Origin of the sequence: Streptococcus sp. IMAU 99161 (genome assembly GCF_014435245.1) — a bacterium.
GTDB lineage: Bacteria > Bacillota > Bacilli > Lactobacillales > Streptococcaceae > Streptococcus > Streptococcus lactarius.
Genome location: NZ_JAAPAW010000004.1, coordinates 151,290 through 175,110 on the forward strand (window position 1 = coordinate 151,290; position 23,821 = coordinate 175,110).

A 23,821-nucleotide genomic window follows, 5' to 3' on the forward strand; every position below is an offset into this window, starting at 1 on the left:
TGTACTGGTTTGTGTTGCCAAAAACGATTCCTATTTTAGTAAGCTCCACTGTCAAAATGGAGCTTCCTTCTGAGCTAATCGGTCAGGATCGGTTAGCTTTTTTGCTTGCCCATGTAGTCTTGTTAGAAAAATGAAGTTACTCCGAAAAAGAGGGACATTTTCTTTTTGCAAATATGGGAATTCATTTATGGAAACCCTGATTTTTGGTATGATAGTCGTAATTTCGAATAGGGAGGTTGGAGTCTCCATGAGTGATTTGAATCAGACAGTTGAATTTATTAAAGAAATCGAGAAATTAAAGTCGGTAACAAGGTTTAATAGAACCCTTGATGGACGGTTTGAAAATAGTGCCGAGCATTCCTAGCAGGGTGCCATAGCTGCGATGGTTCTTCAAGATTATTATCCTGAAAAATTGAATATGGAAAAAGTGATTTCTATGTTACTGATTCATGATTTAGGTGAGATTTATGCCGGAGATACTTGGGTCTTTGATGATGAAAAAAAGCGTCACTCTCATGATAGAGAGCTAGCATCTATAGAAAAAACAATGGGCCTCCTTCCAGAAGCAACCTATTTGAATATGAAAAATTTGTGGTTGGAGTTTGAAAAAGGGCAGAGTCCTGAGGCAAGATATGCAAGAGTGATTGACGCATTGGTACCACTGATCAATCACTTGGAAGTGTCAGAAGTAAATTATAATCCTGATCACATTCGTTCAGAGATGGTATTAGAAAAGAAAAAATTTATAAAAAGTGAGTCCAAAGAGTTGTGGAAACTGACGGAAGACTTGATTCAGGAAAGTGTAGAAAAGGGATTATATTCATGATATCCCTTGGTCTTTAGTAGCAACTTTCAGACTAAAAGTAAACCACCTGTTTTCACGGGTGGTTTTGACTTGCTTGATCTGTGGTATAATGGGAACAGATAGTTTGCACCCTATGAAAGGGAAAAGGTTAGATTGTATGATTAAGTTGATTGCAACAGATATGGATGGAACCTTATTAGATGAACGAGGAGAGGTGGACCTTCCGCGTCTGGAAAGGCTTTTGGACCGCTTGGATCAAAAAGGGATTCGCTTTGTCATTGCGACGGGAAATGAAATCCATCGCATGCGCCAGCTTTTAGGCCCCTTGGTCAAGCGGGTGACCTTGGTCGTTGCCAACGGAGCTCGGATTTTTGAGAATGACCAGATGGTTTTAGGAAAATTCTGGGATCGAGGACTGGTGGAGGCGGTTCTTGCTTATTTTAAGGGCCGGGAAATTTCAGATCAGTTGGTCGTATCAGCTGTCAATGGGGGCTTTGCCAAGGAAGGAACGGTCTTTACAGAAGTTGAAAAATTCATGCGGCCGGAAGTGATTGAAGCCTTGTACAAGCGAATGAAGTTTGTTCCGGAATTGACAGCCGATTTGTTTGACCAGGTGCTTAAAATGAGCTTGGTGGTTGGCTTGGATCGTCTTGATCAAGTGAGTCAGGAAGTCCAACAGGCTTTTGGAGATCAGCTCATGGCGGTTTCGAGTGGTTTCGGCAGCATGGATCTCTTACAAGCAGGCATTCACAAGGCTTGGGGACTGGCTCAATTAATGGAGAAATGGCAGCTTGATGCTAGTCAGGTTATGGCCTTTGGGGATAGCGGAAACGACATCGAAATGCTTGAAATGGCTGGTCACTCCTATGCTGTGGCCAATGCAGAAGAAGCTGTCAAGGGTGTTGCCAAACACCTAGCACCGAGCCATCAAGAAGGCGGTGTCTATCAGGTGATTGAAGAGTATCTGGGATTGACGCCCTGGGAACAAGTGAAAGGAAAGAACTAGATGCTTCCACAACTCACAAAAGAGCAAGAGAATATTTTAATGACTTACCGAAAGCTCAATCAAGCTCCTTTGAAGGAGCCAGGCTTGATTTTCCTCGGAGACTCTATTGTAGAGTATTTCCCTATCCATGAACTACTCCAAAGTCCGAAATACATGGTCAATCGTGGGGTGCGTGGCTATCGGACAGAACTCCTTCGAACGCATCTAGACGCCCATGTCTTTGGAACGGATTTGGAGCAGATCTTTCTCTTGATTGGGACCAATGATATTGGAAAAGAAATCCCTCAAAAGGAAACCTTGGACAATGTAGAAGCGGTCTTACAAGCGATCATGCGGGATTTTCCATTGACGAAAATCAACCTGATCTCGGTTCTACCAGTCAGTCAAGAAGAGCGCTACAAGCAAAAGGTCTATGTCCGGTCCAATGAAAAAATTCAGGCCCTCAATCAGGCCTACAGAGAATTGGCCCAAGCCTACCATCAGGTCAGCTATGTCGATGTGTATTCGTCTTTATTGGATGAAGTGGGGCAGTTAGCAGAAGCCTATACGACAGATGGCCTCCACTTAAGTGTGGCCGGTTACCGCATCCTAGCTCAAGCTTTGCAGGAGATAGTATAGAGACAAAAATAGGGAGTGAAAAAAGCCCAACCAGACAAATCTTCAAAGGAAGATTTTTTTTTTTTAAAACTTTTTGTTGACAAATGTAAATCTTAGGTGTAAAATAGCATCATAAGATTTACAAATGTAGATTTAGAAAGGAGAGGTCATGCAAATTTCCAATGCGGAATGGCGCATCATGAAGATTATCTGGATGGAAGGCAAGCAGACCAGCACGGATTTGATCGCCGTCTTGTCCGAGCGCTTTGACTGGTCGAAGTCGACCATCAAGACCCTCTTGACGCGCTTGGTTGAAAAGGGCTGTCTGACCAGAGAAAAATCTGGCAAAGCCTTTGTCTACTCGGCTTTGTTGAAACAGGACCAGAGTTTAGACTTGGTGGTTGAGGAGGTGAAAGACAAGGTTTGCTCAAAAAGAATTGTCCAGGTGCTTGAAAACTTGATTCAGGCGAGTGACTTTACGCTTGCAGATCTTAATCAGCTGCAGCAGGTCCTGGAAGAAAAGAAAGCAGAGGCTGTCGAAACAGTCCCTTGCAATTGTATGTAATAGAAAGAAGGAATTTCAATGTTTGGATTGTTAATTAGTATTGTTTGTTTACTTGGGGTTGCTTTTATTGCTTGGTGGTTCTTTGCAGAGCATGAAAAGGTAAGCGGCCAAGCTCGTCAGAAATCAGGTTATCAAGAAATTGAAGTCGAAGTCATGGGGGGCTATTCGCCTGAAACCATTGTCCTGAAAAAGAATGTTCCTGCCCGGATCATCTTTCATCGCAAGGATCCATCTTCATGTCTGGCTCAAGTGATCTTTCCAGATTTTGGCGTTCATGAAGATTTGCCTTTAGGTGAAAAACATGTCATTGAAATTACGCCAGAAAAAGCAGGCGAATATGGGTTTTCATGTGGAATGAACATGATGCATGGTCAAATGATTGTGGAATAAAGGAGTAGGTATGGTAGAAAAACAAAAAGCAGTTGTGGAAAACGGAGTGCAAAAGATCCGTATTACAGCAGAAAAGGGCTATAGTCCCAAAGAATTTCAACTTCAAAAAGGGATCCCTGCTGAAATCACCTTCCATCGGGTCAATCCTTCCGGCTGTTACAAGGAAATTTTGTTTGAAGATCAGGGGATTTTAGAGCCTTTGGAAGTCGGTGTGGATAAGGTGATATCCTTTACCCCGACAGAAACAGGGGACTTTGAGTTTTCTTGTGGAATGAAGATGCAAAAGGGTTCCTACACAGTTGTGGAAAAACGCCGTCGTGTCTTAAGTTTACGGGATCGCTTTTGGATTACTAGTATCTTTACCCTTCCTTTATTGATCTTGATGATCGGGATGTGGGCAGGACTTGTATCCCATCCAGTCAATCGCTGGGGAAACTTTATAGCGACAACGCCGATCATGTTGGTAGCAGGAGTACCTTTTATCAAGAGTGCCTGGGCCTCATTTAAGAAGCACCATTCCAATATGGATACCTTGGTAGCTCTTGGAACCCTGGTAGCCTATGTCTATAGTGTATTTGCACTTTTTACTGGTCAGCCAGTATACTTTGAGGCTGCGGGTTTTATCATCTTCTTTATCCTATTAGGGCAAATCTTTGAAGAACGGATGCGTAACAATGCCTCCGAGGCTGTGGAAAAGTTGTTGGATTTGCAGGCAAAAACGGCTCAAGTTCTCCGTGATGGGAACTATGTCGAGGTGGCGGCAGAAGATATCCAAATTGATGACTTGATTCGTGTCCGTCCTGGGGAAAAGATTGCGGTTGATGGGACGATTGTAGAAGGAAGTACGACCATTGATGAGTCGATGGTGACAGGTGAAAGCTTGCCTGTGGAAAAATCAGTTGGTGATGCAGTTATCGGCTCCACTATCAACAGCAATGGGACCATTCTCTTTAAGGCTGAAAAAGTCGGTAGTGAGACCCTCTTATCTCAAATTGTGGACTTTGTCAAAATGGCCCAATCCAGTCGTGCTCCTATTCAAGATTTGACGGATAAGATTTCAGGTATCTTTGTTCCAGTGGTGACGATTTTGGCCATTGCGACTTTCTGGGTTTGGTCCGTGCTTCTGGGCGCGTCGCTTCAAGAGGCCATGCTCTATGCAGTATCTGTCCTCATTATTGCCTGTCCTTGTGCCCTTGGTTTAGCAACCCCAACAGCCCTGATGGTCGGAACCGGCCGTAGTGCCAAGATGGGGGTTCTGATTAAAAATGGAACAGTTCTTCAAGAAGTGCAAAAGATTCAAACCGTTGTGTTTGATAAGACAGGGACTATTACCATTGGCCAACCACTTGTAACCGATGTTGTAGGAGATGAAGCGCGTGTCTTGACACTGGCTGCTAGTCTTGAAACTTTTTCAGAACATCCACTAGCCCAAGCGGTGTTATCCCAAGCAGAAGAAAAAGGTTTGGTGTTATCCCCTGTGGAAAACTTCCAAGCGATTGAAGGAAAAGGGGTCCAAGGTCAGATCGACCAGCAGTTGGTGACCTTGGGAAATGGCAAACTTCATGACGGGACAGCGATGGATCCGGAGCTTGAAAAACGGATGGTAGAGTTGCAAGAGCAGGCCAAAACAGTGATCAGTTTGTCTGTGGATGGGCAAGTGATTGGGTTGATTGCCATTCAAGATGCTCCAAAGGCCAGCTCAAAAGAAGCGATCAAAAAGCTCAAAGAACGGGGCTTGAAAACGGTCATGTTAACGGGGGATAATGAACGGGTGGCCCAAGCTATTGCTAAGCAAGTGGGAATTGACACCGTCATTGCTGATGTCCTTCCTCAAGAAAAAGCTAGCGCCATCCAAAAACTGCAAGAAGCTAGCAAGGTCGCCTTTGTTGGAGATGGGATCAATGATGCTCCTGCTCTTTCGATCGCAGATGTGGGGATCGCTATGGGATCTGGAACGGATATTGCGATCGAGTCCGGTGGCATCGTGCTCACGCAAAATGATTTGCTTGGCGTTGTGCGCGCCTTTGACATGAGTCAAAAGACCTTCCGCAGGATCTTACTCAATCTCTTCTGGGCCTCTATCTACAATATTCTTGGGCTTCCAATTGCTGCCGGAGTCTTTGTAGGACTGGGATTGACCCTCAATCCAGAACTAGCAGGTCTTGCCATGGCCCTTAGTTCTTTGTCTGTTTTGACTAGCTCTCTGCTTCTCAATGTTGCGAAAATTGATTAGACTCAACAAAAAAAGTGGTACAGAATTCATTTAAGATTCTGTACCACTTTTTTTATCTTTTCTTACAGCCACAAGAGAAAACGGAAGCATATATTTTATAATAAAATATCCTATTATAAGATAGTTTGTGAAAATTTATCAAATTCAGCATCTGTTATGTAATAGGGATTGAGCATCTCTGAGCAGATCCTTATACATGTGAATCTCTTTGTGTTAAATTAGTACTGTAATCGTTTTGTAAATCGTTTTCATGAGAATAGTCAGAATAAATTCATTTTCAAGACGAGCTTTGATCGCAAAGATGAAGTAGAAGCGCTGTGCTTCATTTTTCAGGATCAAATTAGAAATAAAGGAGAGTTAGAATGACTCAAGGGAAAATTACTGCATCTGCAGCAATGTTGAACGTATTGAAAACATGGGGCGTAGACACGATCTACGGAATCCCATCAGGAACACTTAGCTCATTGATGGACGCTTTGGCTGAAGACAAAGATATCCGTTTCTTGCAAGTTCGCCATGAAGAAACTGGTGCACTTGCAGCGGTTATGCAAGCTAAATTTGGCGGCTCTATCGGGGTTGCAGTTGGTTCAGGTGGACCTGGTGCGACTCACTTGATCAATGGTGTTTACGATGCAGCTATGGATAACACTCCATTTCTTGCTATTCTTGGATCACGTCCAGTGAATGAATTGAACTTGGATGCCTTCCAAGAGCTTAACCAAAACCCAATGTACAATGGTATCGCAGTCTACAACAAACGTGTAGCTTACGCAGAACAATTACCAAAAGTAATCGACGAAGCTTGCCGTGCTGCCGTTTCTAAAAAAGGTCCAGCCGTTGTTGAAATTCCAGTAAACTTTGGTTTCCAAGAAATCGACGAAAACTCATACTACGGTTCAGGTTCATACGAACGTTCATTCATCGCTCCTGCTTTGAACGAAACTGAAATTGACAAAGCTGTTGAAATCTTGAACAATGCGGAACGTCCAGTTATCTACGCTGGTTACGGTGGTGTGAAAGCTGGTGAAGTGATTACTGAATTGTCACGTAAAATCAAAGCACCAATCATCACAACTGGTAAAAACTTCGAAGCTTTCGAATGGAACTACGAAGGTTTGACAGGTTCTGCTTACCGTGTTGGTTGGAAACCAGCCAACGAAGTGGTCTTTGAAGCAGACACAGTTCTCTTCCTAGGTTCAAACTTCCCATTTGCTGAAGTATACGAAGCCTTCAAAAACACTGAAAAATTCATCCAAGTCGATATCGACCCTTACAAACTTGGTAAACGTCACGCCCTTGACGCTTCAATCCTTGGTGACGCAGGTCAAGCAGCCAAAGCGATCCTTGACAAAGTGAACCCAGTTGAGTCTACTCCATGGTGGCGTGCAAACGTGAAGAATAACCAAAACTGGCGTGATTACATGAACAAACTCGAAGGTAAAACTGAGGGTGAATTGCAATTGTATCAAGTTTACAATGCAATCAACAAACATGCTGATCAAGACGCTATCTACTCAATCGACGTAGGTGACACTACTCAAACATCTACTCGTCACCTTCACATGACACCTAAGAACATGTGGCGTACATCTCCACTCTTTGCGACAATGGGTATTGCCCTTCCTGGTGGTATTGCTGCTAAGAAAGACAATCCAGATCGCCAAGTATGGAACATCATGGGTGACGGTGCATTCAACATGTGCTACCCAGACGTGATCACAAACGTTCAATACAACCTTCCAGTTATCAACGTTGTCTTCTCAAATGGTAAATATGCCTTCATCAAGGACAAATACGAAGACACAAACAAACACTTGTTTGGTTGTGACTTCACTAATGCTGACTATGCGAAAATCGCTGAAGCGCAAGGTGCTGTAGGATTTACAGTTGACCGTATCGAAGATATCGATGCTGTTGTTGCAGAAGCTGTGAAACTCAACAAAGAAGGTAAGACAGTTGTGATCGATGCCCGCATCACACAACACCGTCCACTTCCAGTAGAAGTACTTGAGTTGGATCCAAAACAACACTCAGAAGAAGCAATCAAAGCCTTCAAGGAAAAATACGAAGCTGAAGAACTCGTACCATTCCGCCTTTTCTTGGAAGAAGAAGGTTTGCAATCACGCGCAATCAAATAATTCCTCTCGTGGAAAACCAAAGATAAATTTGTAGACTTCTTTATTAGGTTACTGCCGACGATTTCATCATTGAAACCTTAATTTTCAATGATGGAATCTAGTGCGGAGCCTAGAAAAAGTCCCAAAGGATTTTTCGTAGTTTGATGAGCAAGGATTTGCCATCAAACTTGGTTCCGCCTTGTTTATTCTTTGATTTTCTTAGAGAGAAACATAAAAGATCGGAGCAATCCGGTCTTTTTCTGGAGGATAGTAAATGAATTTAAATCAATTAGATATTATCGTGTCAGATGTTCCCCAAGTCTGTGCTGAATTAGAGAGTATCTTGGATAAAAAGGCGGACTATGTTGATAACAGTTTTGCTCAGTTCACGATTGGCAGTCACTGCCTCATGTTTTCAGAGAATCATTTGATACCTTTGGAAAATTTTCAGTCAGGAATCATTCTACACATTGAAGTTGAAGATTTGGAACAGAATCAAAAGCGTTTGAAAGAATTAGGGATTGAAATTTTAAATGGCCCAGCTGTAACCGATTGGGGAACCGAAAGTCTGCTAGTTGAAGGGCCTGCCGGTCTAGTCATTGATTTTTATCGTATGAAATAGGACGCTAGTCATTTGAAGTTAACCATAATTATTCTTAAAACAGAATATGAGAATATGAACTATTGAAAGATCGGAGTAATCCGGTCTTTTTTGTGTTGCGCATGTATAGGAGTTTTCTTAGAATAGTATCAGTTTTTCCTAGGATCTTGTAAGACTTTCGGGTTAAAGAGGGATATAATAGACCTATCAAATCAAGTGAGGTAGAGAAATGACCGACAAACTTCAATTTCCAGATGGTTTCCTTTGGGGTGGAGCAACGGCTGCCAACCAATGTGAAGGAGCTTATAATGAAGATGGCCGTGGCTTGGCCAATGTGGATGTGGTTCCAATTGGTCCAGATCGTTTCCCGATTATTACAGGGAAGAAAAAGATGTTCGACTTTGAAGAGGGCTATTTTTACCCGGCTAAAGATGGCATTGATATGTACCATCGCTACAAGGAAGACATTGCCCTTTTTGGAGAAATGGGCTTTAAAACCTATCGTTTGTCCATTGCCTGGTCTCGGATCTTCCCGAAAGGGGATGAGCTTGAGCCAAACGAAGCAGGTCTTCAGTTCTATGAAGACCTCTTTAAGGAATGTCACAAGCATGGCATTGAGCCCTTGGTGACTATTACCCACTTTGACTGTCCCATGCATTTGATCGCCGAGTATGGAGGTTGGCGTAGTCGTAAGATGTTAGAATACTACGAACGTCTCTGCCGAACGCTCTTCACTCGTTACAAAGGCTTGGTCAACTACTGGCTGACCTTTAATGAGATCAATATGATCCTCCACGCACCTTTTATGGGAGCGGGTCTCTGCTTTGAAGAAGGGGAGAATGAGGAGCAAGTCAAATACCAGGCGGCTCACCATGAGTTGGTCGCTTCAGCCATTGCCACTAAGCTGGCCCATGAGATTGATCCGAACAACAAGGTCGGCTGTATGCTGGCAGCAGGGCAAAACTATCCCCATACCTGTGCTCCGCGAGATGTCTGGGCTGGTCTAGAAGAAGACCGCAAGAACTATTTCTTCATCGATGTGCAGGCGCGTGGGGAATACCCTAACTATGCTAAGAAAGAGTGGGAGCGTCAGGGAATCACGGTTGAGATGACCGAGCAGGACCTGCAGTTGTTGAAAGAATATACGGTGGACTTTATTTCCTTCTCCTACTATGCTAGTCGAGTCGCTTCGGGTGATCCAGCTGAAAACGAAAAAACAGCAGGCAATATCTTTGCCTCTCTGAAAAATCCCTACTTAGAAAGCTCGGAATGGGGTTGGCAGATTGATCCTCTTGGGCTTCGCATTACGCTCAATACCATCTGGGATCGGTATCAAAAGCCCATGTTTATCGTGGAAAATGGGCTTGGTGCAGTGGATACTCCAGATGAAAATGGCTATGTAGCTGATGATTACCGGATTGACTACCTGGCTGCCCATGTCAAGGCCATGCGAGATGCCATTAACGAAGATGGTGTTGTCCTCTGGGGCTATACGACTTGGGGCTGTATTGACCTGGTCTCTGCCGGGACTGGAGAAATGAAGAAGCGCTACGGCTTCATCTATGTTGATCGGGACAACGAAGGCAAGGGAACCCTAGCCCGCTTACGTAAGAAATCCTTCTATTGGTACAAAGAAGTCATTGCGACCAATGGAGCTTCTGTTAATTAAAAGTCTCCTCTAGAGCTAAACCATCTTCTGGATGACTCTCTGGCAGCAAACTAAAAAGCTTAGAATCCCAACCAAAGCTGGGGTTCTAAGCTTTTTGTATGTAGTTAAGGCAAGTCCTTACTGATTTACTGGTCGTAATCTAAGACATTGTTTTCGATGACAAACTTAGATTCAGCGGTAATGCTAGCTTCTCCTAGTTGCAACTGCGAACTTCCGTCTGGTTTCATGATGTGCCACTGACCGTCCTTGTGGGCAAAGATAGCCTGAAATGTGACGTTATTACTCTTGTCTCGAATAGGTAGAACAAATGCTTGATCAGTATTCTCTAAGAGAATCTCTTCTTTTTTTTCAAAGTTATAGATATAAAATTGCCCAGTTCTTTGTCCCAAACCATGAAGTTCATCGACTTTTTGCCAATGCTCAAACTTATTCTGAACAAGGGATTCATTATAAATCTTGTTGAAGTTTTCATTCCGTTTCTTCGTTTCTTCCTCGTCTAGTGTTTTCTGAAACTCTGCAACCTTTTTAGTCGTTTGAATGGTTTGTCTGTTTTGCTCCCTGATTTGCTGGCGGTGGATGACTCGCATCATTCTTGCAGCAACGCCCAGGATGACGAGGATGGATACAAGGCTGATTTTAGTTTTAGCATTATTTTTCATAAACTGGTCTCCCTATTGTGTCATTGGTCCTATTATACCTTTTGAAAGAAAGGATAGTCAAGTTCATCTTGTGATGACCTAACATGCAGATTTGCAGGGGTACAATAGGATTTTATCAGATTTTCATTGACGAAGGTCCCTTTATTTGATAGGCTAGAGGAATAGAAATGATTTGGAATTCAAAGGAAAAAAGGAGTGAGGCAAGTGGCACGGGTTTTATTAATCGAGGATAATAGTGATATCCAAGAAATTTTATACAGTCTCTTAAGTGAAGACCATGAGGTCCTTCAGGCTTTTTCAGGTACAGAAGGGTTGCGGCTCTTCCAGCAAGAAGCCATTGATTTGGTTCTTCTCGATATCATGCTTCCTGGGAAAAATGGCGATCAGGTCCTGAAGGAGATCCGTTTGCAGAGTCAAGTGCCGGTCATCATGATGACCGCTCTTGGAGACAAACACCTCATTAGCCAGTACCTCCTTGCAGGTGCCAATGATTATATTGTCAAGCCCTTTAATCTGGACGAAGTGGCAGCTCGGGTGACGGTTCAGTTGCGAAATCACGTCTCTCCAGCACAGGAATCTCAAGCGTCGAAAAAGCTCTCCTTTAAAAATCTGGTCCTGAATCCAGAAAGCTTTGAACTGGAGTCTGGAGCAAAAACGCTTCGCTTGGGCAAAAAAGAATTTCAAATTTTTGAGACCTTACTGGCGCATCCAAAGAAGATTTTTACCAAGGAAGAGTTGTATGAAGCAGTCTGGGAAGAAGTCTATCTACCTGGAGATAATACGCTCAATGCTCAGTTGAGCAACCTCCGAAAGAAAATTGCTCAGCTCGATCCAGATGAGGACTATATTGAAACCGTCTGGGGCTTGGGAGTTCGCTTGAAAGGAGACCAGTAATGTGGGGGTTGATTCTAGTTCTAGTCGTCCTTGTCCTTCTCTTGGGACTGGGCTATGTTCGCTTACTTTCTTCCTTAGAGGATTTGCAGGAGCAAATTCAAAAGAAGCTCCAAAATGGGAGTGGGGTACGGTTGACATCTCAGGTCTCAAAAAAAGAATTGGTCGCCTTGACCAAGCAGGTCAGTGATCTGTTTGAACAGATCGAGCGGACCAATCGGATTGCCTTTCAAGAGAAGAAAACCTTGGATATGGCCATCAGTAATATTGCTCACGATATTCGGACACCTTTGACCATTGCTTCGGGCTATACCCAACAAATCATCAAAGGAGGGACGCAAGAAGAGGAAAAACTGAAGAAAATTGCTTCCAATCTCCAAGTCGTCTCAAAACGCCTAGAGTCTCTCTTGGAATATAGACGCTTGATGGAGGGAGCCATTCAGCCTCGGCTTTCAGACGTCAATCTCAGCCAAGTCCTAACCCAGCAGTTATTCCAGTATTATGATAGCTTGTCTGAGGCGGGGATTGCCTTAGAGGTAGAGCTAGAAGAGCATCTCCATTATGCTACCGATCCCGAGCTGTGGGAGCGTCTCTTGCAAAATATGCTCAGCAATGTCCTTAAGCATGGGAAGGAGCAGGCACGTTTGACCCTAACCTCGGATGAGGACACGATTCGGGTCGAGCTACGTAATATTGTGCAACAACCGATTCAGCATTTAGACCAACTGGCTAGTCGATTCTACTCTGAAAATCTATCGGACACAGAAGAGTCTTCTGGTTTGGGTCTCTACATCATTCAAAATTTTGTAGAGATCTTAGGGGGAGACTTGCAACTGGCGACAGAGGCAGATTGGTTTATCTTGACCATTACACTAAGAAAAAAGATTTGAGCACTGCTCAAGCCTTTAGATGTAGACAAACTATTATTTTACATTAAAACAGCTAGATACTTTTCAAAAAAAGATTTTTATTTATAGTCATTTAAGAAAATTTAAAACTTTCCGCTGTGAGAAAAGTGCCTGAAACACAATAGTTTCAGGCACTCGGGAGTTTTGAGACCTTAGACTCAAAACTAAGTCATGGAACTTCTTTGAAGTTCGCTGACGTCCGTACTCACCTATGGAAAGTTTCTAAAATTACTTTGTCTTCAATCTAAGGCCTGACCAATCGTCAAGCCTTTTTGTTATAAATCTTTGTGTTTAAAGGTAGCGAGTCCTAGGAATCCGAAAACAAGGATGAAGCCAAGGGCAATCGAGAGGGTGTTGTTTGTTGCTGTCGTACTTTGGACCATGGAATATTGGAATTCCAAGTTTAGATAGTGGAGAAGATCAATATCTTTAAAGAAGAGCGCAGGAAGGCTTAAGAAGATATTTCCAACGAAGTAGCCAACGAAAGCCAAGGTGATGGATTGGCTGGCGTAAAGGAGGAAGGAAATGATGCTGACCCAAGCCAAGGTGGAGAGGAATTGAATCAGAAGGGTCAATCCAAAATGAGCCAAGAAGTGCTCAGGCATGGTCCCGATTCCATTGTAGAAGGTCGCGAGCAAGAAGACAAGACCATAAGAAACAAGGAATTGGAAGAGAGCAATGGTCAGGACAACTGCACTTTTGGCAAAGTAGTAGCTGGTGCGCGAAACGCCGTAGGCCAGACTGTTCTTGTATAAGTTTTGTGTTAAGTCTGTTCCCAAGACCAAGGTGATGACAATAATAGTAAAGAGAATGGTCATACTGAGGCTGGCGGAGTAGTTGATCAAGGCTTTAAAACCCGTCCAAACTTCTGTCGTTAGGGGGATTTTTGATTCCGTATTGACACCGGCGTGTCCAGCAATTCCAAAGATGACACCAGACAGGATATTGAAAACGAGAATGGCTTCTGTAATCCAAAATCCTTTGGAGCGAAAAAGTCTATAAAAATCTGCTTGAATGGTATGCAACATGATAAATCTCCTAAATGAAATGTGTGGGATAAGTAATACAAGACGGTGGGTTGACTAGTCTACCAAGTCTGTAAAGAATTTTTCCAGATCTTGGCGGGCATAGTAGATTTCGTCCACGTCAATATCGGCTTGAACGAGGGCTTTGACAATGACTTTAATATCGTGAGTCTGTCCAAAGATATGGATTTCTCCATCCTTATCGATGACTTTGATACGGTGATGGAGTTGGTCTTGAATCAGTTGACTCGCAAGGGCTAGCTGGCTGGTCTTGAGGATGATATAATCTTCTCCCTGCTCTTCGAATTCGGCCTTGCTAATTTCTTTGATCAGGCAGCCTTGGTCGACAATGCCAAAACGATTGGCAACCAGATAAAGTTCAGAGAGGATGTGACTGGAAATGAGGATGGTCATGCCGAGTTCATCATTGAGGCGCTTGATCATCTGACGGAACTCCTTGATTCCGACTGGATCGAGACCATTGATGGGTTCATCTAGAATGAGGAAGTCGGGCTTGGCAATGAGCGCGATGGCAATTCCCAACCGTTGTTTCATCCCCAGTGAAAAATCACGGAATTTCTTTTTCCCAGTATTGTTCAGGCCCACATAGTTCAAGGTTTCTTTGATGACCTGGTCGGGATTCGGAATATGGCGTGCCTTGCAATAGTAGACTAAGTTTTGGTAGGCGGTCATATGCTTGTGAGCCACGGGGCTCTCAATGACGGATCCGACACGTTTCAGGGCTTGCGTCCACTGGGAGCGATTTGTAGAAGCAAAGAGAGAGACGCTTCCGTCCGTTTCTTGAATCAGTTGGGTGATGACTTTGATGAGGGTGGTTTTCCCAGCTCCGTTCTTACCGATCAGGCCGTAGACGTCGCCTTTGCGAATGCTCAGATTCACATCATTTAAGGCGTATTGTTGACCAAATTTTTTACTCAAATGGGAAATTTCTAATACTTTTTCCATGGTTTTCTCCTTCGTCCAAATGACTAGTTGTTTTCTTTACACTCTTAGTATACAGCTTGCTTTTCAAATAACTATCAAGCAATTCTAAAATATTTCTAAAAAATCGCGGAAAAGAATTCTTAAAAAATAAAAATGTTGAATAGATAATTCCGCAAAGAAATAAATAGAATTTCTAATGTTGAGATTCAATACAAAATATACTAAAACTTTCCGCTGTGAGAAAAGTGCTAGAAACATGATTGTTTCTAGCACTCGGGAGTTTTGGAACCTTAGGTCCAAAACTAAGTCATGGAACTTCTTCGAAGTTCGCTGACGTCCGTACTCACCTAAGGAAAGTTTTTTAAATGACTTTATCTACATTAAGAGGAACTGTTTTTTAAGCTAGACTCTCCATTTTTAAATTCACCAACAAACTCCTTGATGGCTTGCGCGAGTTCATAGGGCTTTTCGGTATTGAGTAGATGGCCTCCGTCTGCGATTTCTTGATAGCGACCTTTAGGCAGGAGTTTTGCCAACTTCTTAGAAGGGGTCCGATTGGCCCAGTCTCTACTTCCGCAAACAACTAGGGTAGGAAGAGGACAAGACTTAGCGACAGCAGTTAGATTCAGTCCCTTTAGTTCCGTTAGGATTTGGAGCATCTGTCGCTTATCGGCATCTTGTTTTTCAAAGAAATGCTTGGGAAGGAGACGAAAAAGGAGGATTTGGAGCCGATAGAGGGGGTTGGTGTTGAGTTTGTATTGTGTCCCTGCAAGTACCAAACCCTTGAGCTGCGGAAAGTCTTGTCTAGAAAGATCAAGGGCGAGAACGCCACCGAGAGAGAGACCGACCAAAATAAAAGGTTCGCTCTCCTGCTGGAGGCGCTCCATTAGCCTTTCTTTGACCTCCTGGTAGCTTTCGCTTGGATGAGAGAATATATCAAAGGTTTTTGAGTGCAGGGGTGACAGAGCAAATTGAACGCCTTGCCAAGAGAGGACATCCTGCCCTAGTCCATGTAAAAAAATCAGTTTCATTAGGAATCCTTTCTTTGAAAATTGGGGGGAGCCCCCCTTTTAGAGCCCCTCCGTTTTTGATGGAATTTGTATGGAGGCTGTGTAAGCTTGTGTTTGAGCAACTAAGCAGAAGGTTGAGTCGTGTATTGAGTATACCAAAAATAAGGCTAGAAAGGTAGCCTGAAGGAGGAAGTTGTATGAAAAGAAACCAAGCCAACCAGAACCGAAGAAACCAGGCAAAATCTTAGGATTCTTACCAAATACGGGTACGACTATCTCTATCATTAGTCTTGTCTTAGCCTTTGTCTTGGCAAGTATCGCTACTTATATTCTGAAGAAAAAGAAAGAATAAGTTAGCATAAAATGAAGCGAGAGTGGGACAGAAATCGGTCATTCGTTAGAATTCGATTTCGTCGTCCCACCTCCGCACAGTTGAGTAGGGCTGTAAAAGCTGATGAAATCAGCGTAGTAGAGCCCACTCAACCACTGCGTCTTGCTTGACAATCCAAAAACAATTAAGAGGCAAGGACTTTTGTCCCAGCCTCGTTTTTGTTTTTCTAGCCTTAAATGATCGGATGATGGGAGTTACAACCCTTCCTATCAGGGTTAGGGGAGTAGTTGAAATTCATTTTCCGAACATTTTTAAGAAAAATTCAGAAAAACCTTGACATTTTAGGGAAAGAGAGTATGATTAATTGTGAACTGTTGAACAAGTGTTTCTAAGGAGAAGATCCGATGTCGACTAAGGTGATTCTGCTAAAATGATGACAGTTCAAGCATAAAAATCTATAGAGCGTTGCGTCCGAAAGTCTAAACAGACACGGCTCTTTAAAAACAAAAGGAGAAGATTATGAAAACAGAACCTATTCATCGTACCAGTATGTGGAAATTTAAGTTAAGTGCTGCCACCATGACTTTGATTCCCGCTGCCGTGGGGATTAACTATGTTGCCAAAGCCTTGGCGGAGGGGTTAAAGTTGCCCGTTTGGCTGGGGTCTTTGGGAACCTTTCTTGCCAGCATGTTGGCTGGGCCAGTTGCCGGTGCCATCAGTGGTTTCATCAACAACGTGATCTATGGGCTGACCTTATCGCCAATTTCAACCGTGTATGCGATAACCAGCATCGGAATTGGGATTGCTGTCGGAGTTTTGCACGCCAATGGGTGGTTCTCGTCAGCGCGACGAGTATTTGTTTCTGCGATTGTTATTGCCATCATTTCAGCTGCCATTTCAACACCACTCAACCTCATCTTTTGGGGTGGTCAGACCGGTATCGCTTGGGGTGACTCATTGTTTGCGGTAATGTCCGCCAATCATGCACCAAAGTGGCTGGCCTCATTTACCGATGAGTTTGTCTTGGATATTTTGGATAAAGTCTGTGTGGCCTACCTGGCGTTCTTCATCTATCGTCAGCTGCCGAAGCGGATGGTGCACTTCTTTAGCGGTGATAAATGATGACTGATCAAACATTGATTTCTGGAGCGCCACGGGTCAAGCTCAAGTGGTACCAGGTGATCGATCCGATTACTAAGCTCTTGTTCATCTTGGACATGACGTTGTTGAGCTTTGCCAGTATGAATTTATTGCTTCAGGCCGGATTAATTCTTGTCGCAACACTGCTATTGTTATTTTCCAAATTGAGTTCTACCATCTTTAAGGCGCTGGGATTCAGTCTGTTTATGATTTGCACCATGCTGATCATCCAAGGGTTATTTTACAGTCGGAATCAAACTGTGCTGTTTTCTGTGCTTGGGGTGTCGTTCTACAAAGAAGGCCTGATTTACGCTACCACTCTGGGTTGTCGAGTATTGGTGATTATTTTGACCAGTGGCTTTTTTATGGTGACCACGAGTATTTCAGAAAACGCGGCCTATTTGGAACTGTCCGGATTGTCTTATAAAACCGTCTACGTTCTGATGTCGGTGTGTTATATTTTGCCGGAAATGATGCGCAATATGCGGAAAATCCAGCAGGCGCAAAAAGTTCGCGGAACCAATCCGCAAAAAACGTTGATTCAGAAATTAAAGTCAGTCCTGCCGGTTCTAATTCCATTGGTGATTAAGACCTTGGATCAATCGATGACGCGGTCGATTTCTCTCCAACTGAGAGGTTTTGATAATCTCAACCGGACTGTCAGAACCTCCCAGCGCGTGTATCGCCTGTCGCGGACGCTGCACATTGGTCTGACTGGATTGGCAATTTTATTGATTGGGTGGAAGATATGGACGAAGATAAACGGATTGTAATTGAAAATTTGACCACCCGTTATCCGGGTACTGAGCAACCACAACTGCGTCAGATTAACGCGGAGGTTCATAGCGGCCAGGTGGTTGGGATTATCGGGAATAGCCACTCCGGCAAATCGACTTTGTGCCGTGTGCTGGCAGGGGTCATTCCCAAAATTGTGTCTGCTGAGATTGAGGGAGACTGGCATATGTTTGGCCAGCGAGTGTCCGACAATTGGCCCGTTTATAATGCCATGAATGGAGTTGTACTGCAAAATCCAGCTGGCCAACTAAGCGGGTTGGCAGACACGGTTGCCGATGAAATCGCCTTTGACTTGATTAATCAGGGAATGGCTGAAGGACTGATTCAAAAACGGGTTGAAGAAGTTGCCGCGCAAATGGGGCTGATTGAACAGCTGAATTTGCGTCCCGAGAGCCTTTCCGGTGGTCAGATCCAGCGGTTGGCAATTGCCACGGCGATTGTGGCTAATCCGGCTGTTTTGATTATGGATGATCCGACCAGTCAGATGGATCCCCTTGGCCGCCGGCAATTTTTCCAATGGCTGGCCCAAGTCAAAGAGACGACTGTCTTCATTGTCACCAGTGAAATTGACGATTTGTGCGAAGTTGCCGACGTTGTGTGGGTGCTGCACGAGGGTCAAATGGTAGCCCAGGGCAGGCCGGGTGAGGTGTTTAATCATTTGGCAGCTGACTGGCAGATTCCAGCCCCGACAATCCAGCAACTTGCTCAAAAAATGGATTGGCACTTGGCTGATGGCCGGTATCCGGTGAATGACGCTGAACTGAAGGAGGTTCGTTATGTCCACAATTGAACTGAAACACCTGATGTTCACTTATCCGGAACGGTCCTTTAGCTTGGATGTTGAAGACAAACACTTCGCCGATCCGATGGTGGCGATTGTCGGCCAAAATGGTGCCGGCAAATCAACGCTCTTCAAATTGTTGACGGGCTTGCTGACACCACAAACCGGTGTGATTAAGATCGATGGAGAAAATTTTAATGATCTTAAACCAGTCGAAAAGTTACTGAAGGTTGGGATTACTTTTCAGAATCCTGACGATCAGCTTTTCAACCCGACCGTTCAACGAGAGGTGGAGTGGAGTGTCGCGCAGGTCATGGATGACCACGACACGATTACGAGGCGGGCTTTAGCGGCTCTAAAAAGAGTTGGCTTGGATGATAAAACAGCTGAAAGTCCATATGACCTGTCATTGTCGGAACGCAAGCTGTTGAGCGTTGCCACAGTTTTGGCAGTGGATCCGGCGATTTATTTATTTGATGAGCCGATGATGTCGCTTGATTGGGAAAGCCGGCGCAAGTTGACCGCAATTTTCCATCAGTTGGCTGATTCGGGCCACCAAGTTGTGACCATCACCCATGACATGGATTGGGTCGCCGCCGAGTTTGAGTCGGTGTATGTTATGGAACACGGGAAGTTTGGCTTCGCCGGCAGTCCACGGGAATTGTTCAGCGATCACGAACTTGTCCAGCGAGTGGGATTACTACCACCGCGGATTATGGACATAGCGGAGTCGCTGGGTGATTCACAGACATATTTATCGGTTGATGATTATTGCCAGAAAAATCGAGATGTATAGAAAAAGTCACCTCTGCGGGTTTTCCAGGTTGAAGGATTAACTTCAGCTTCTGGCAAGAACTCACATGGGTGACTTTTGTGTTTAATAAGGTTTCATGATCATCGGGTGCTTCCTCAGATAACTCGGTTTGATTTGCCAGTAACTATCTCTTTGGTTTGATCAATTCTGTCATTTATCTTGTGTTTGCCCTTCAAAAAGGCTTCTACGGTGAGGTTTTGACAACTCTCTATTTCACCATCATGCAGCCAATTGGTCTCTTGGTTTGGATCTATCAAGCCCAGTTCAAAAAGGAAGAGCAAGAGTTTGTTGCTCGTAAGCTGGATGCGGTAGGCTGGACCAAGTACTTATCGATCAGTGCCATTTGGTGGCTGGTATTTGGCTATATTTACCAATCAGTTGGAGCCAATCGGCCTTTCCGGGATTCCGTTACCGATGCGACAAATGGTGTCGGTCAGCTCTTGATGACAGCTGTTTACCGTGAACAATGGATTTTTTGGGCTGCTACTAATGTTTTCTCTATCTACTTGTGGTGGGGAGAAAGCCTCCAAATTCAAGGAAAATACTTTATTTACTTGATCAACAGTCTGGTTGGTTGGTACCAATGGAGCAAGGCAGCCAAGAAAGGCTATTAGTAACAATCAATAAAATCAAGAGGTGGGCATGTTGCTCCACCTCTTTTTGTGATATACTAGAATAGATTTTGAGACCTTGTAGAAAAACGCTCATTTCAAAGAAGTAAAAGGAGAAAACATGGACATCTTTTTGAGGAGTATATCAGGGATCCTGGTCATTCTGGGGATGATTTTAGTGGGCTTTGTCATTGGTGAAAAAGGCTGGTTTGATGATAAGTCGCGTGGCCTGATCGCAAAACTAGTCACTCAAATCGCTCTGCCCTGCTATATGCTCTACACCATCACGCAGCGTTTCACGGCGGGAGATCTGCTTAAAATGTTACCAGAACTGCGTTTTCCTGCCCTGTCTATGGTTATTTTACTTGGCATCGCGACAGCAGTAGCTAGGATCTTTGCAGTGAGACAAGACCACCGGGGCCTCTTTATTTCCATGTTTTTTAACTCCAATACGATTTTTGTGGGTCTTCCCATTAACCAAGCCCTTTTCGGGGATGCCAGTATTCCCTATGTTTTGATCTATTACATGTGTAATACGACCTTTTTCTGGACCTTGGGGACCTACCTGATCCAGCGGGATGGCGAGGGAGAAGCTCAGTTTGATCTCAAAACGAGTCTGAAAAAAGTCTTTTCTCCTCCTCTCATGGGCTTTCTCTTAGGGCTAGTCTTGGTGATTCTTCATATCAAGCTCCCTACCTTTTTAGCCAGTGATTTACAGTATTTGGGTAATTTGACAACTCCTTTATCCATGATATTTATTGGTTTATCAGTGTCCAATGCAGGACTAAAGCAGCTGACTCTGAAAAAAGACCAATTCTTAATTCTGTTAGGACGATTCGTGGTTGCCCCACTCTTGATGGCGACCATTGTTTACTGGGCACCTCTTCCAAGCTTGATGAAGCAAGTCTTTATCATTCAGTCCGCTATGCCAGTGATGACCAATGCACCGGTCGTTGCCAGACTCTACGGAGCCGATAGCGATTACGCAGCGGTCATGGTGACTGAGACAACCCTTGCTACCATGGTGGTGATTCCCATACTCATGGTGTTGATGGCTTGATCAATAGAAATTGCTTTGGTTCTTTATACCATTTATCTTAATTGTCCAGTGAAGAAAGACATTTAAGAAACAGTCCCATTTCTCTTCATTCAGAATTTCAGATAGAGAGAGCTGTCAAATCAAACTTTAGAAGATGACATTGATGGCCTAAAATATAAAATTAAACAAGTCAGTTTTTACTAGAAATTTTACTAGAAATATGATATATCTGTACTAGATACAAGTTCAACAAATATAAAATAATAGAAAAGAGAAATCCCATGAAAGTCGCACAACATACAAAATATAATAAAAACAATATCGTACTGAACATCACAGAAGTGCCTAGACCAACTATGAACGAAAATCAAGTTTTGATAAAGGTGGCTGCAGCTGGGGTTAATCCCCTCGATAACATGATCTCACGTGGAGAGGTTGAAATAATTGTACCGTACAAGCTCCCACAAATTGCAGGTAATGAAGTCGTTGGAATTGTTGAAAGCATTGGTAACAACGTTAGTAACTTTCAAGTAGGAGATCGTGTCTTTGGACGTCTCCCACTTGACCATATTGGTGCTTTTGCAGAATACGTGGCTGTTGATAGCCAGGCTCTAGCCAAGGTACCAGACTATCTATCAGACGAGGAAGCTGCTGCTGTACCTTTGACTGCCCTAACCATCGTGCAAGCCTTAGATCTCATGGGTGCTCAAGCTGGAAAGACCATCTTTATCTCAGGTGGCACTGGAGGTGTTGGTGGAATGGCCATTCCAATTGCCAAGGCTAAAGGTTTAACAGTTATCACCAGCGGTGCTGGAGATAGTGCTGAGCGTGTGTTGAAACTAGGAGCAGACCGCTTTATCGATTACAAAACAGAGGATTATACAAAAACGGTTAGCCAGGTCGACTACGTCCTCGATACTCTTGGTGGGGCTGAAACTGAAAAGCAAATGTCTATCATGAAAAAAGGTGGTCACCTGGTATCTCTTCGTGCCATACCAAACGGTGCCTTTGCCAAACGCATGAACCTGCCAAAATGGAAACAGATGATTCTTGGCTTAGCAGGTCGCAAATTTGATAAGATGGCAGACAAATATGGTGTTCATTATCATTTTATCTTTGTTGAAAGCAATGGCGCTCAATTACAAGAGGTAGCTGACTTATTGAGTACATTAGAAATCAAACCATCTATCGATACAGTCTATCCATTTGAAGAGGTAAATAGCGCATTAGAAAAGGTTGCTAATGGTCGCTCACGTGGAAAAACAGTCCTTACTTTTAAGAAATAGAAAGATGGGGAGTAAAAAAGGAGATAAACCGTAAAAGGCATAGCAGTTTTGGATGATGAATAGAATAATAAAAAGCTCAAGTTTTCATTGATACAACTTGAGCTTTTCTTATATGAGGGCTAATAAAATAGTGATTAGCAGAGCAATTCCCAATCGAATGACATGGTGGGCGGGATGGAAGTTTTCTTTGTGCTTGCCATTCCAATAGGCTCCGTAGCAAATCAACCCACAGCCAATCAGCCAAAGAAATAGTGCGACAATCGGCAAAAAGCAGTAGAGGATGAGAGATAAGGTCGCAATGCTACTTCCGATAAGGAGAAGCCGATTTCCTAAAGTGTTTTTGCCCTTTCTTAATTCTGAAAGGCTAGCCATGAAATGAAGAAGAGCAAAAGCAAGGGCTAAGAAGGCTGTAATAATGTTAACAATGTAACAAAGTGGCATATTTGTTTTCTTTCTAGGATAATTAAAGTAAATGTAATGTGATAGTGTTCAGAACTTAAGACCTTAACTCACCTTAGTTTGAAAGTCTTCTTATGAAGAACCATGAATGAAAGCACAAGATTAACAATGATAAGGGTTAAAGTGATAAAAGAGTAGCAATAAAGATTGATTGGTACGTTATTTTTGAGATAGAATAGAGAAAATAAACTCGTAAAAATGCCAGTTAGCAATCCCGGCACATATTTTCGAATAACAATTGTCTGAATAAGATGTCCGAATACATGATAGATATAAGCGATTACGATGGTTGTGTAAATGGTATAGTTGTTAAATTGGTAACTAAGATAAAGTGTTATCATTAGAAGTAAAAGTTGCTCCAAGACAATGGCATTGAAAGTTAAAGGAGTGTAATAAGAAAGGAATCGAATATCTGGAAACTGTGCTGATAGTATTTTGACAAAGGATGGCATCCATATGATTTCCTCAAGTTCGTGAAGCATGAATAAGGCTGGAAAGAGAAAATAAAATTGAGTGAGGGTCATTAAAAAAACTTCTTTCTAGTTTGAACCAACTTTCAGTATCTCCAAATAAAACTGGATGACTTCTTGTTCGGTGTAAGTCTTGCCTTTTTTCAACCACCAGCTGAGAGTTTCAATGAAGTGGCTGACGACCAGGTGCTTGAGATAGGAGTGAGGAATCTTGGGGTGTGCTTGAATCAGTTCGTCAGCTAACATGGGATAGACGTCATGTTCCAGTTCTTTTCGCAGTTGCCGGATAAAATAATCGTTTTTGGAGAGCAAAAGACTGGTTACATGGTCTTGATTTTTCTTAAAATGCTGGAAGATATGGGCCAAGTAGTCTTGTGGAGAGAGGTGTTCAGCACGCTCAAAGAGGTGATGAAAGAGCTTTTGGCAAAGCTCATCCAGTAGTAACTCTTTGCTCTCATAATGGCTGTAAAAGGTCGAGCGCCCTACATCAGCAAGGTCAATAATCTCCTGAACCGTAATGGCCTCATAGTCTTTTTGGTTAAGTAATTGTAAAAAAGCTTTATAGATAGCATTTCGAGTTTTGGTGATGCGACGATCTGTAACTTTCATATGGACAATTTGAACAAACTGTTCATTAATGTACATAGCGAACAGTTTGCTTCTACCTTTTCTGT

The 23,821-nt window shown here is 43.3% G+C and carries 24 protein-coding genes and 2 pseudogenes; 19 read left to right on the forward strand and 7 right to left on the reverse strand.

The features are described 5' to 3' along the window. Positions 1 to 247: 247 nt before the first annotated feature. The 9 genes and pseudogenes from HA044_RS01985 to HA044_RS02025 all read left to right on the forward strand — a co-directional run bounded on the left by HA044_RS01985 (position 248) and on the right by HA044_RS02025 (position 9,983). Positions 248 to 826 (forward strand): annotated as a pseudogene (locus HA044_RS01985) (HD family hydrolase). Between the two features lie 136 nt (positions 827 to 962). Next, positions 963 to 1,811, forward strand: coding sequence for a Cof-type HAD-IIB family hydrolase (locus HA044_RS01990; protein ID WP_187538781.1), 849 nt, complete (start codon positions 963 to 965; stop codon positions 1,809 to 1,811). Next, on the forward strand, positions 1,812 to 2,429 hold the full coding sequence (locus HA044_RS01995) for an SGNH/GDSL hydrolase family protein (protein ID WP_187538782.1): 618 nt from the start codon (positions 1,812 to 1,814) through the stop codon (positions 2,427 to 2,429). 148 nt (positions 2,430 to 2,577) lie between these two features. Next, positions 2,578 to 2,973: a CopY/TcrY family copper transport repressor gene (locus HA044_RS02000; protein WP_021145318.1), complete on the forward strand. Its 396-nt coding sequence runs from the start codon at positions 2,578 to 2,580 to the stop codon at positions 2,971 to 2,973. Positions 2,974 to 2,991: 18 nt separating this feature from the next. Then, positions 2,992 to 3,363, forward strand: coding sequence for a cupredoxin domain-containing protein (locus HA044_RS02005; protein ID WP_187538784.1), 372 nt, complete (start codon positions 2,992 to 2,994; stop codon positions 3,361 to 3,363). 10 nt (positions 3,364 to 3,373) lie between these two features. Further along, complete coding sequence (locus HA044_RS02010) at positions 3,374 to 5,596, forward strand: heavy metal translocating P-type ATPase (RefSeq protein WP_262407448.1); 2,223 nt, start codon at positions 3,374 to 3,376, stop codon at positions 5,594 to 5,596. A 362-nt stretch (positions 5,597 to 5,958) separates the two neighbouring features. Next, positions 5,959 to 7,734 (forward strand): pyruvate oxidase, encoded by a 1,776-nt coding sequence (gene spxB / locus HA044_RS02015; RefSeq protein WP_187538788.1) that lies wholly within the window; start codon positions 5,959 to 5,961, stop codon positions 7,732 to 7,734. Positions 7,735 to 7,987: 253 nt separating this feature from the next. Continuing rightward, positions 7,988 to 8,335 (forward strand): VOC family protein, encoded by a 348-nt coding sequence (locus HA044_RS02020; RefSeq protein WP_187538790.1) that lies wholly within the window; start codon positions 7,988 to 7,990, stop codon positions 8,333 to 8,335. Between the two features lie 208 nt (positions 8,336 to 8,543). After that, a complete protein-coding gene (locus HA044_RS02025; RefSeq protein ID WP_187538792.1) occupies positions 8,544 to 9,983 on the forward strand; it encodes a 6-phospho-beta-glucosidase in 1,440 nt (479 codons plus the stop codon). A gap of 125 nt (positions 9,984 to 10,108) precedes the next feature. Here HA044_RS02025 and HA044_RS02030 read toward each other — a convergent pair whose 3' ends face one another. Further along, entirely contained in the window at positions 10,109 to 10,642 is a 534-nt protein-coding gene (locus HA044_RS02030) for a hypothetical protein (protein WP_187538794.1), read from the reverse strand. 204 nt (positions 10,643 to 10,846) lie between these two features. On the opposite strand from HA044_RS02030, the gene HA044_RS02035 reads away from it, so the two are divergent. Both HA044_RS02035 and HA044_RS02040 read left to right on the forward strand, forming a co-directional pair. Then, on the forward strand, positions 10,847 to 11,536 hold the full coding sequence (locus HA044_RS02035) for a response regulator transcription factor (RefSeq protein ID WP_187538796.1): 690 nt from the start codon (positions 10,847 to 10,849) through the stop codon (positions 11,534 to 11,536). Next, positions 11,536 to 12,423 (forward strand): sensor histidine kinase KdpD, encoded by an 888-nt coding sequence (locus tag HA044_RS02040; protein WP_187538798.1) that lies wholly within the window; start codon positions 11,536 to 11,538, stop codon positions 12,421 to 12,423. The genes HA044_RS02035 and HA044_RS02040 overlap by 1 nt, the downstream gene beginning before the upstream one ends. A 293-nt stretch (positions 12,424 to 12,716) precedes the next feature. Here HA044_RS02040 and HA044_RS02045 read toward each other — a convergent pair whose 3' ends face one another. The 3 genes from HA044_RS02045 to HA044_RS02055 all read right to left on the reverse strand — a co-directional run bounded on the left by HA044_RS02045 (position 12,717) and on the right by HA044_RS02055 (position 15,442). Further along, positions 12,717 to 13,469 (reverse strand): ABC transporter permease, encoded by a 753-nt coding sequence (locus tag HA044_RS02045; protein WP_187538800.1) that lies wholly within the window; start codon positions 13,467 to 13,469, stop codon positions 12,717 to 12,719. Positions 13,470 to 13,523: 54 nt separating this feature from the next. Beyond that, positions 13,524 to 14,432: an ABC transporter ATP-binding protein gene (locus HA044_RS02050; protein ID WP_187538802.1), complete on the reverse strand. Its 909-nt coding sequence runs from the start codon at positions 14,430 to 14,432 to the stop codon at positions 13,524 to 13,526. Between the two features lie 359 nt (positions 14,433 to 14,791). Next, complete coding sequence (locus tag HA044_RS02055) at positions 14,792 to 15,442, reverse strand: alpha/beta fold hydrolase (protein ID WP_187538804.1); 651 nt, start codon at positions 15,440 to 15,442, stop codon at positions 14,792 to 14,794. 172 nt (positions 15,443 to 15,614) lie between these two features. Between HA044_RS02055 and HA044_RS02060 the strand changes: the two genes are divergently transcribed. The 8 genes and pseudogenes from HA044_RS02060 to HA044_RS02095 all read left to right on the forward strand — a co-directional run bounded on the left by HA044_RS02060 (position 15,615) and on the right by HA044_RS02095 (position 22,218). Further along, positions 15,615 to 15,773: an LPXTG cell wall anchor domain-containing protein gene (locus HA044_RS02060; RefSeq protein ID WP_187538806.1), complete on the forward strand. Its 159-nt coding sequence runs from the start codon at positions 15,615 to 15,617 to the stop codon at positions 15,771 to 15,773. A gap of 498 nt (positions 15,774 to 16,271) precedes the next feature. Next, entirely contained in the window at positions 16,272 to 16,874 is a 603-nt protein-coding gene (locus HA044_RS02065; RefSeq protein ID WP_187538808.1) for an ECF transporter S component, read from the forward strand. Beyond that, positions 16,874 to 17,665 (forward strand): energy-coupling factor transporter transmembrane component T, encoded by a 792-nt coding sequence (locus tag HA044_RS02070; RefSeq protein WP_187538884.1) that lies wholly within the window; start codon positions 16,874 to 16,876, stop codon positions 17,663 to 17,665. The genes HA044_RS02065 and HA044_RS02070 overlap by 1 nt, the downstream gene beginning before the upstream one ends. Beyond that, positions 17,641 to 18,477 carry an ABC transporter ATP-binding protein gene (locus tag HA044_RS02075; RefSeq protein ID WP_187538810.1) on the forward strand — a complete coding sequence of 279 codons (837 nt, stop codon included), beginning with the start codon at positions 17,641 to 17,643 and terminating at the stop codon, positions 18,475 to 18,477. Before HA044_RS02070 ends, HA044_RS02075 begins: the two co-directional genes overlap by 25 nt. Continuing rightward, a complete protein-coding gene (locus tag HA044_RS02080; RefSeq protein ID WP_187538812.1) occupies positions 18,464 to 19,264 on the forward strand; it encodes an energy-coupling factor ABC transporter ATP-binding protein in 801 nt (266 codons plus the stop codon). The genes HA044_RS02075 and HA044_RS02080 overlap by 14 nt, the downstream gene beginning before the upstream one ends. 134 nt (positions 19,265 to 19,398) lie before the next feature. Further along, a pseudogene (gene pnuC, locus HA044_RS02085) lies at positions 19,399 to 19,896 on the forward strand (nicotinamide riboside transporter PnuC); the annotation flags it as partial. Between the two features lie 118 nt (positions 19,897 to 20,014). Further along, on the forward strand, positions 20,015 to 20,953 hold the full coding sequence (locus tag HA044_RS02090; RefSeq protein WP_187538814.1) for an AEC family transporter: 939 nt from the start codon (positions 20,015 to 20,017) through the stop codon (positions 20,951 to 20,953). Between the two features lie 260 nt (positions 20,954 to 21,213). Continuing rightward, positions 21,214 to 22,218, forward strand: coding sequence for an NADP-dependent oxidoreductase (locus HA044_RS02095; protein ID WP_187538816.1), 1,005 nt, complete (start codon positions 21,214 to 21,216; stop codon positions 22,216 to 22,218). A 108-nt stretch (positions 22,219 to 22,326) separates the two neighbouring features. Here the strand turns inward: HA044_RS02095 and HA044_RS02100 are convergent, their stop codons facing one another. From HA044_RS02100 to HA044_RS02110, 3 genes are all read right to left on the reverse strand, one after another. Next, positions 22,327 to 22,659 (reverse strand): glucuronide permease, encoded by a 333-nt coding sequence (locus HA044_RS02100; RefSeq protein ID WP_187538818.1) that lies wholly within the window; start codon positions 22,657 to 22,659, stop codon positions 22,327 to 22,329. A gap of 68 nt (positions 22,660 to 22,727) precedes the next feature. Then, on the reverse strand, positions 22,728 to 23,201 hold the full coding sequence (locus HA044_RS02105) for an HXXEE domain-containing protein (protein WP_187538820.1): 474 nt from the start codon (positions 23,199 to 23,201) through the stop codon (positions 22,728 to 22,730). Positions 23,202 to 23,216: 15 nt separating this feature from the next. Further along, positions 23,217 to 23,756: a TetR/AcrR family transcriptional regulator gene (locus tag HA044_RS02110; RefSeq protein ID WP_222935322.1), complete on the reverse strand. Its 540-nt coding sequence runs from the start codon at positions 23,754 to 23,756 to the stop codon at positions 23,217 to 23,219. Between the last annotated feature and the right edge of the window lie 65 nt (positions 23,757 to 23,821).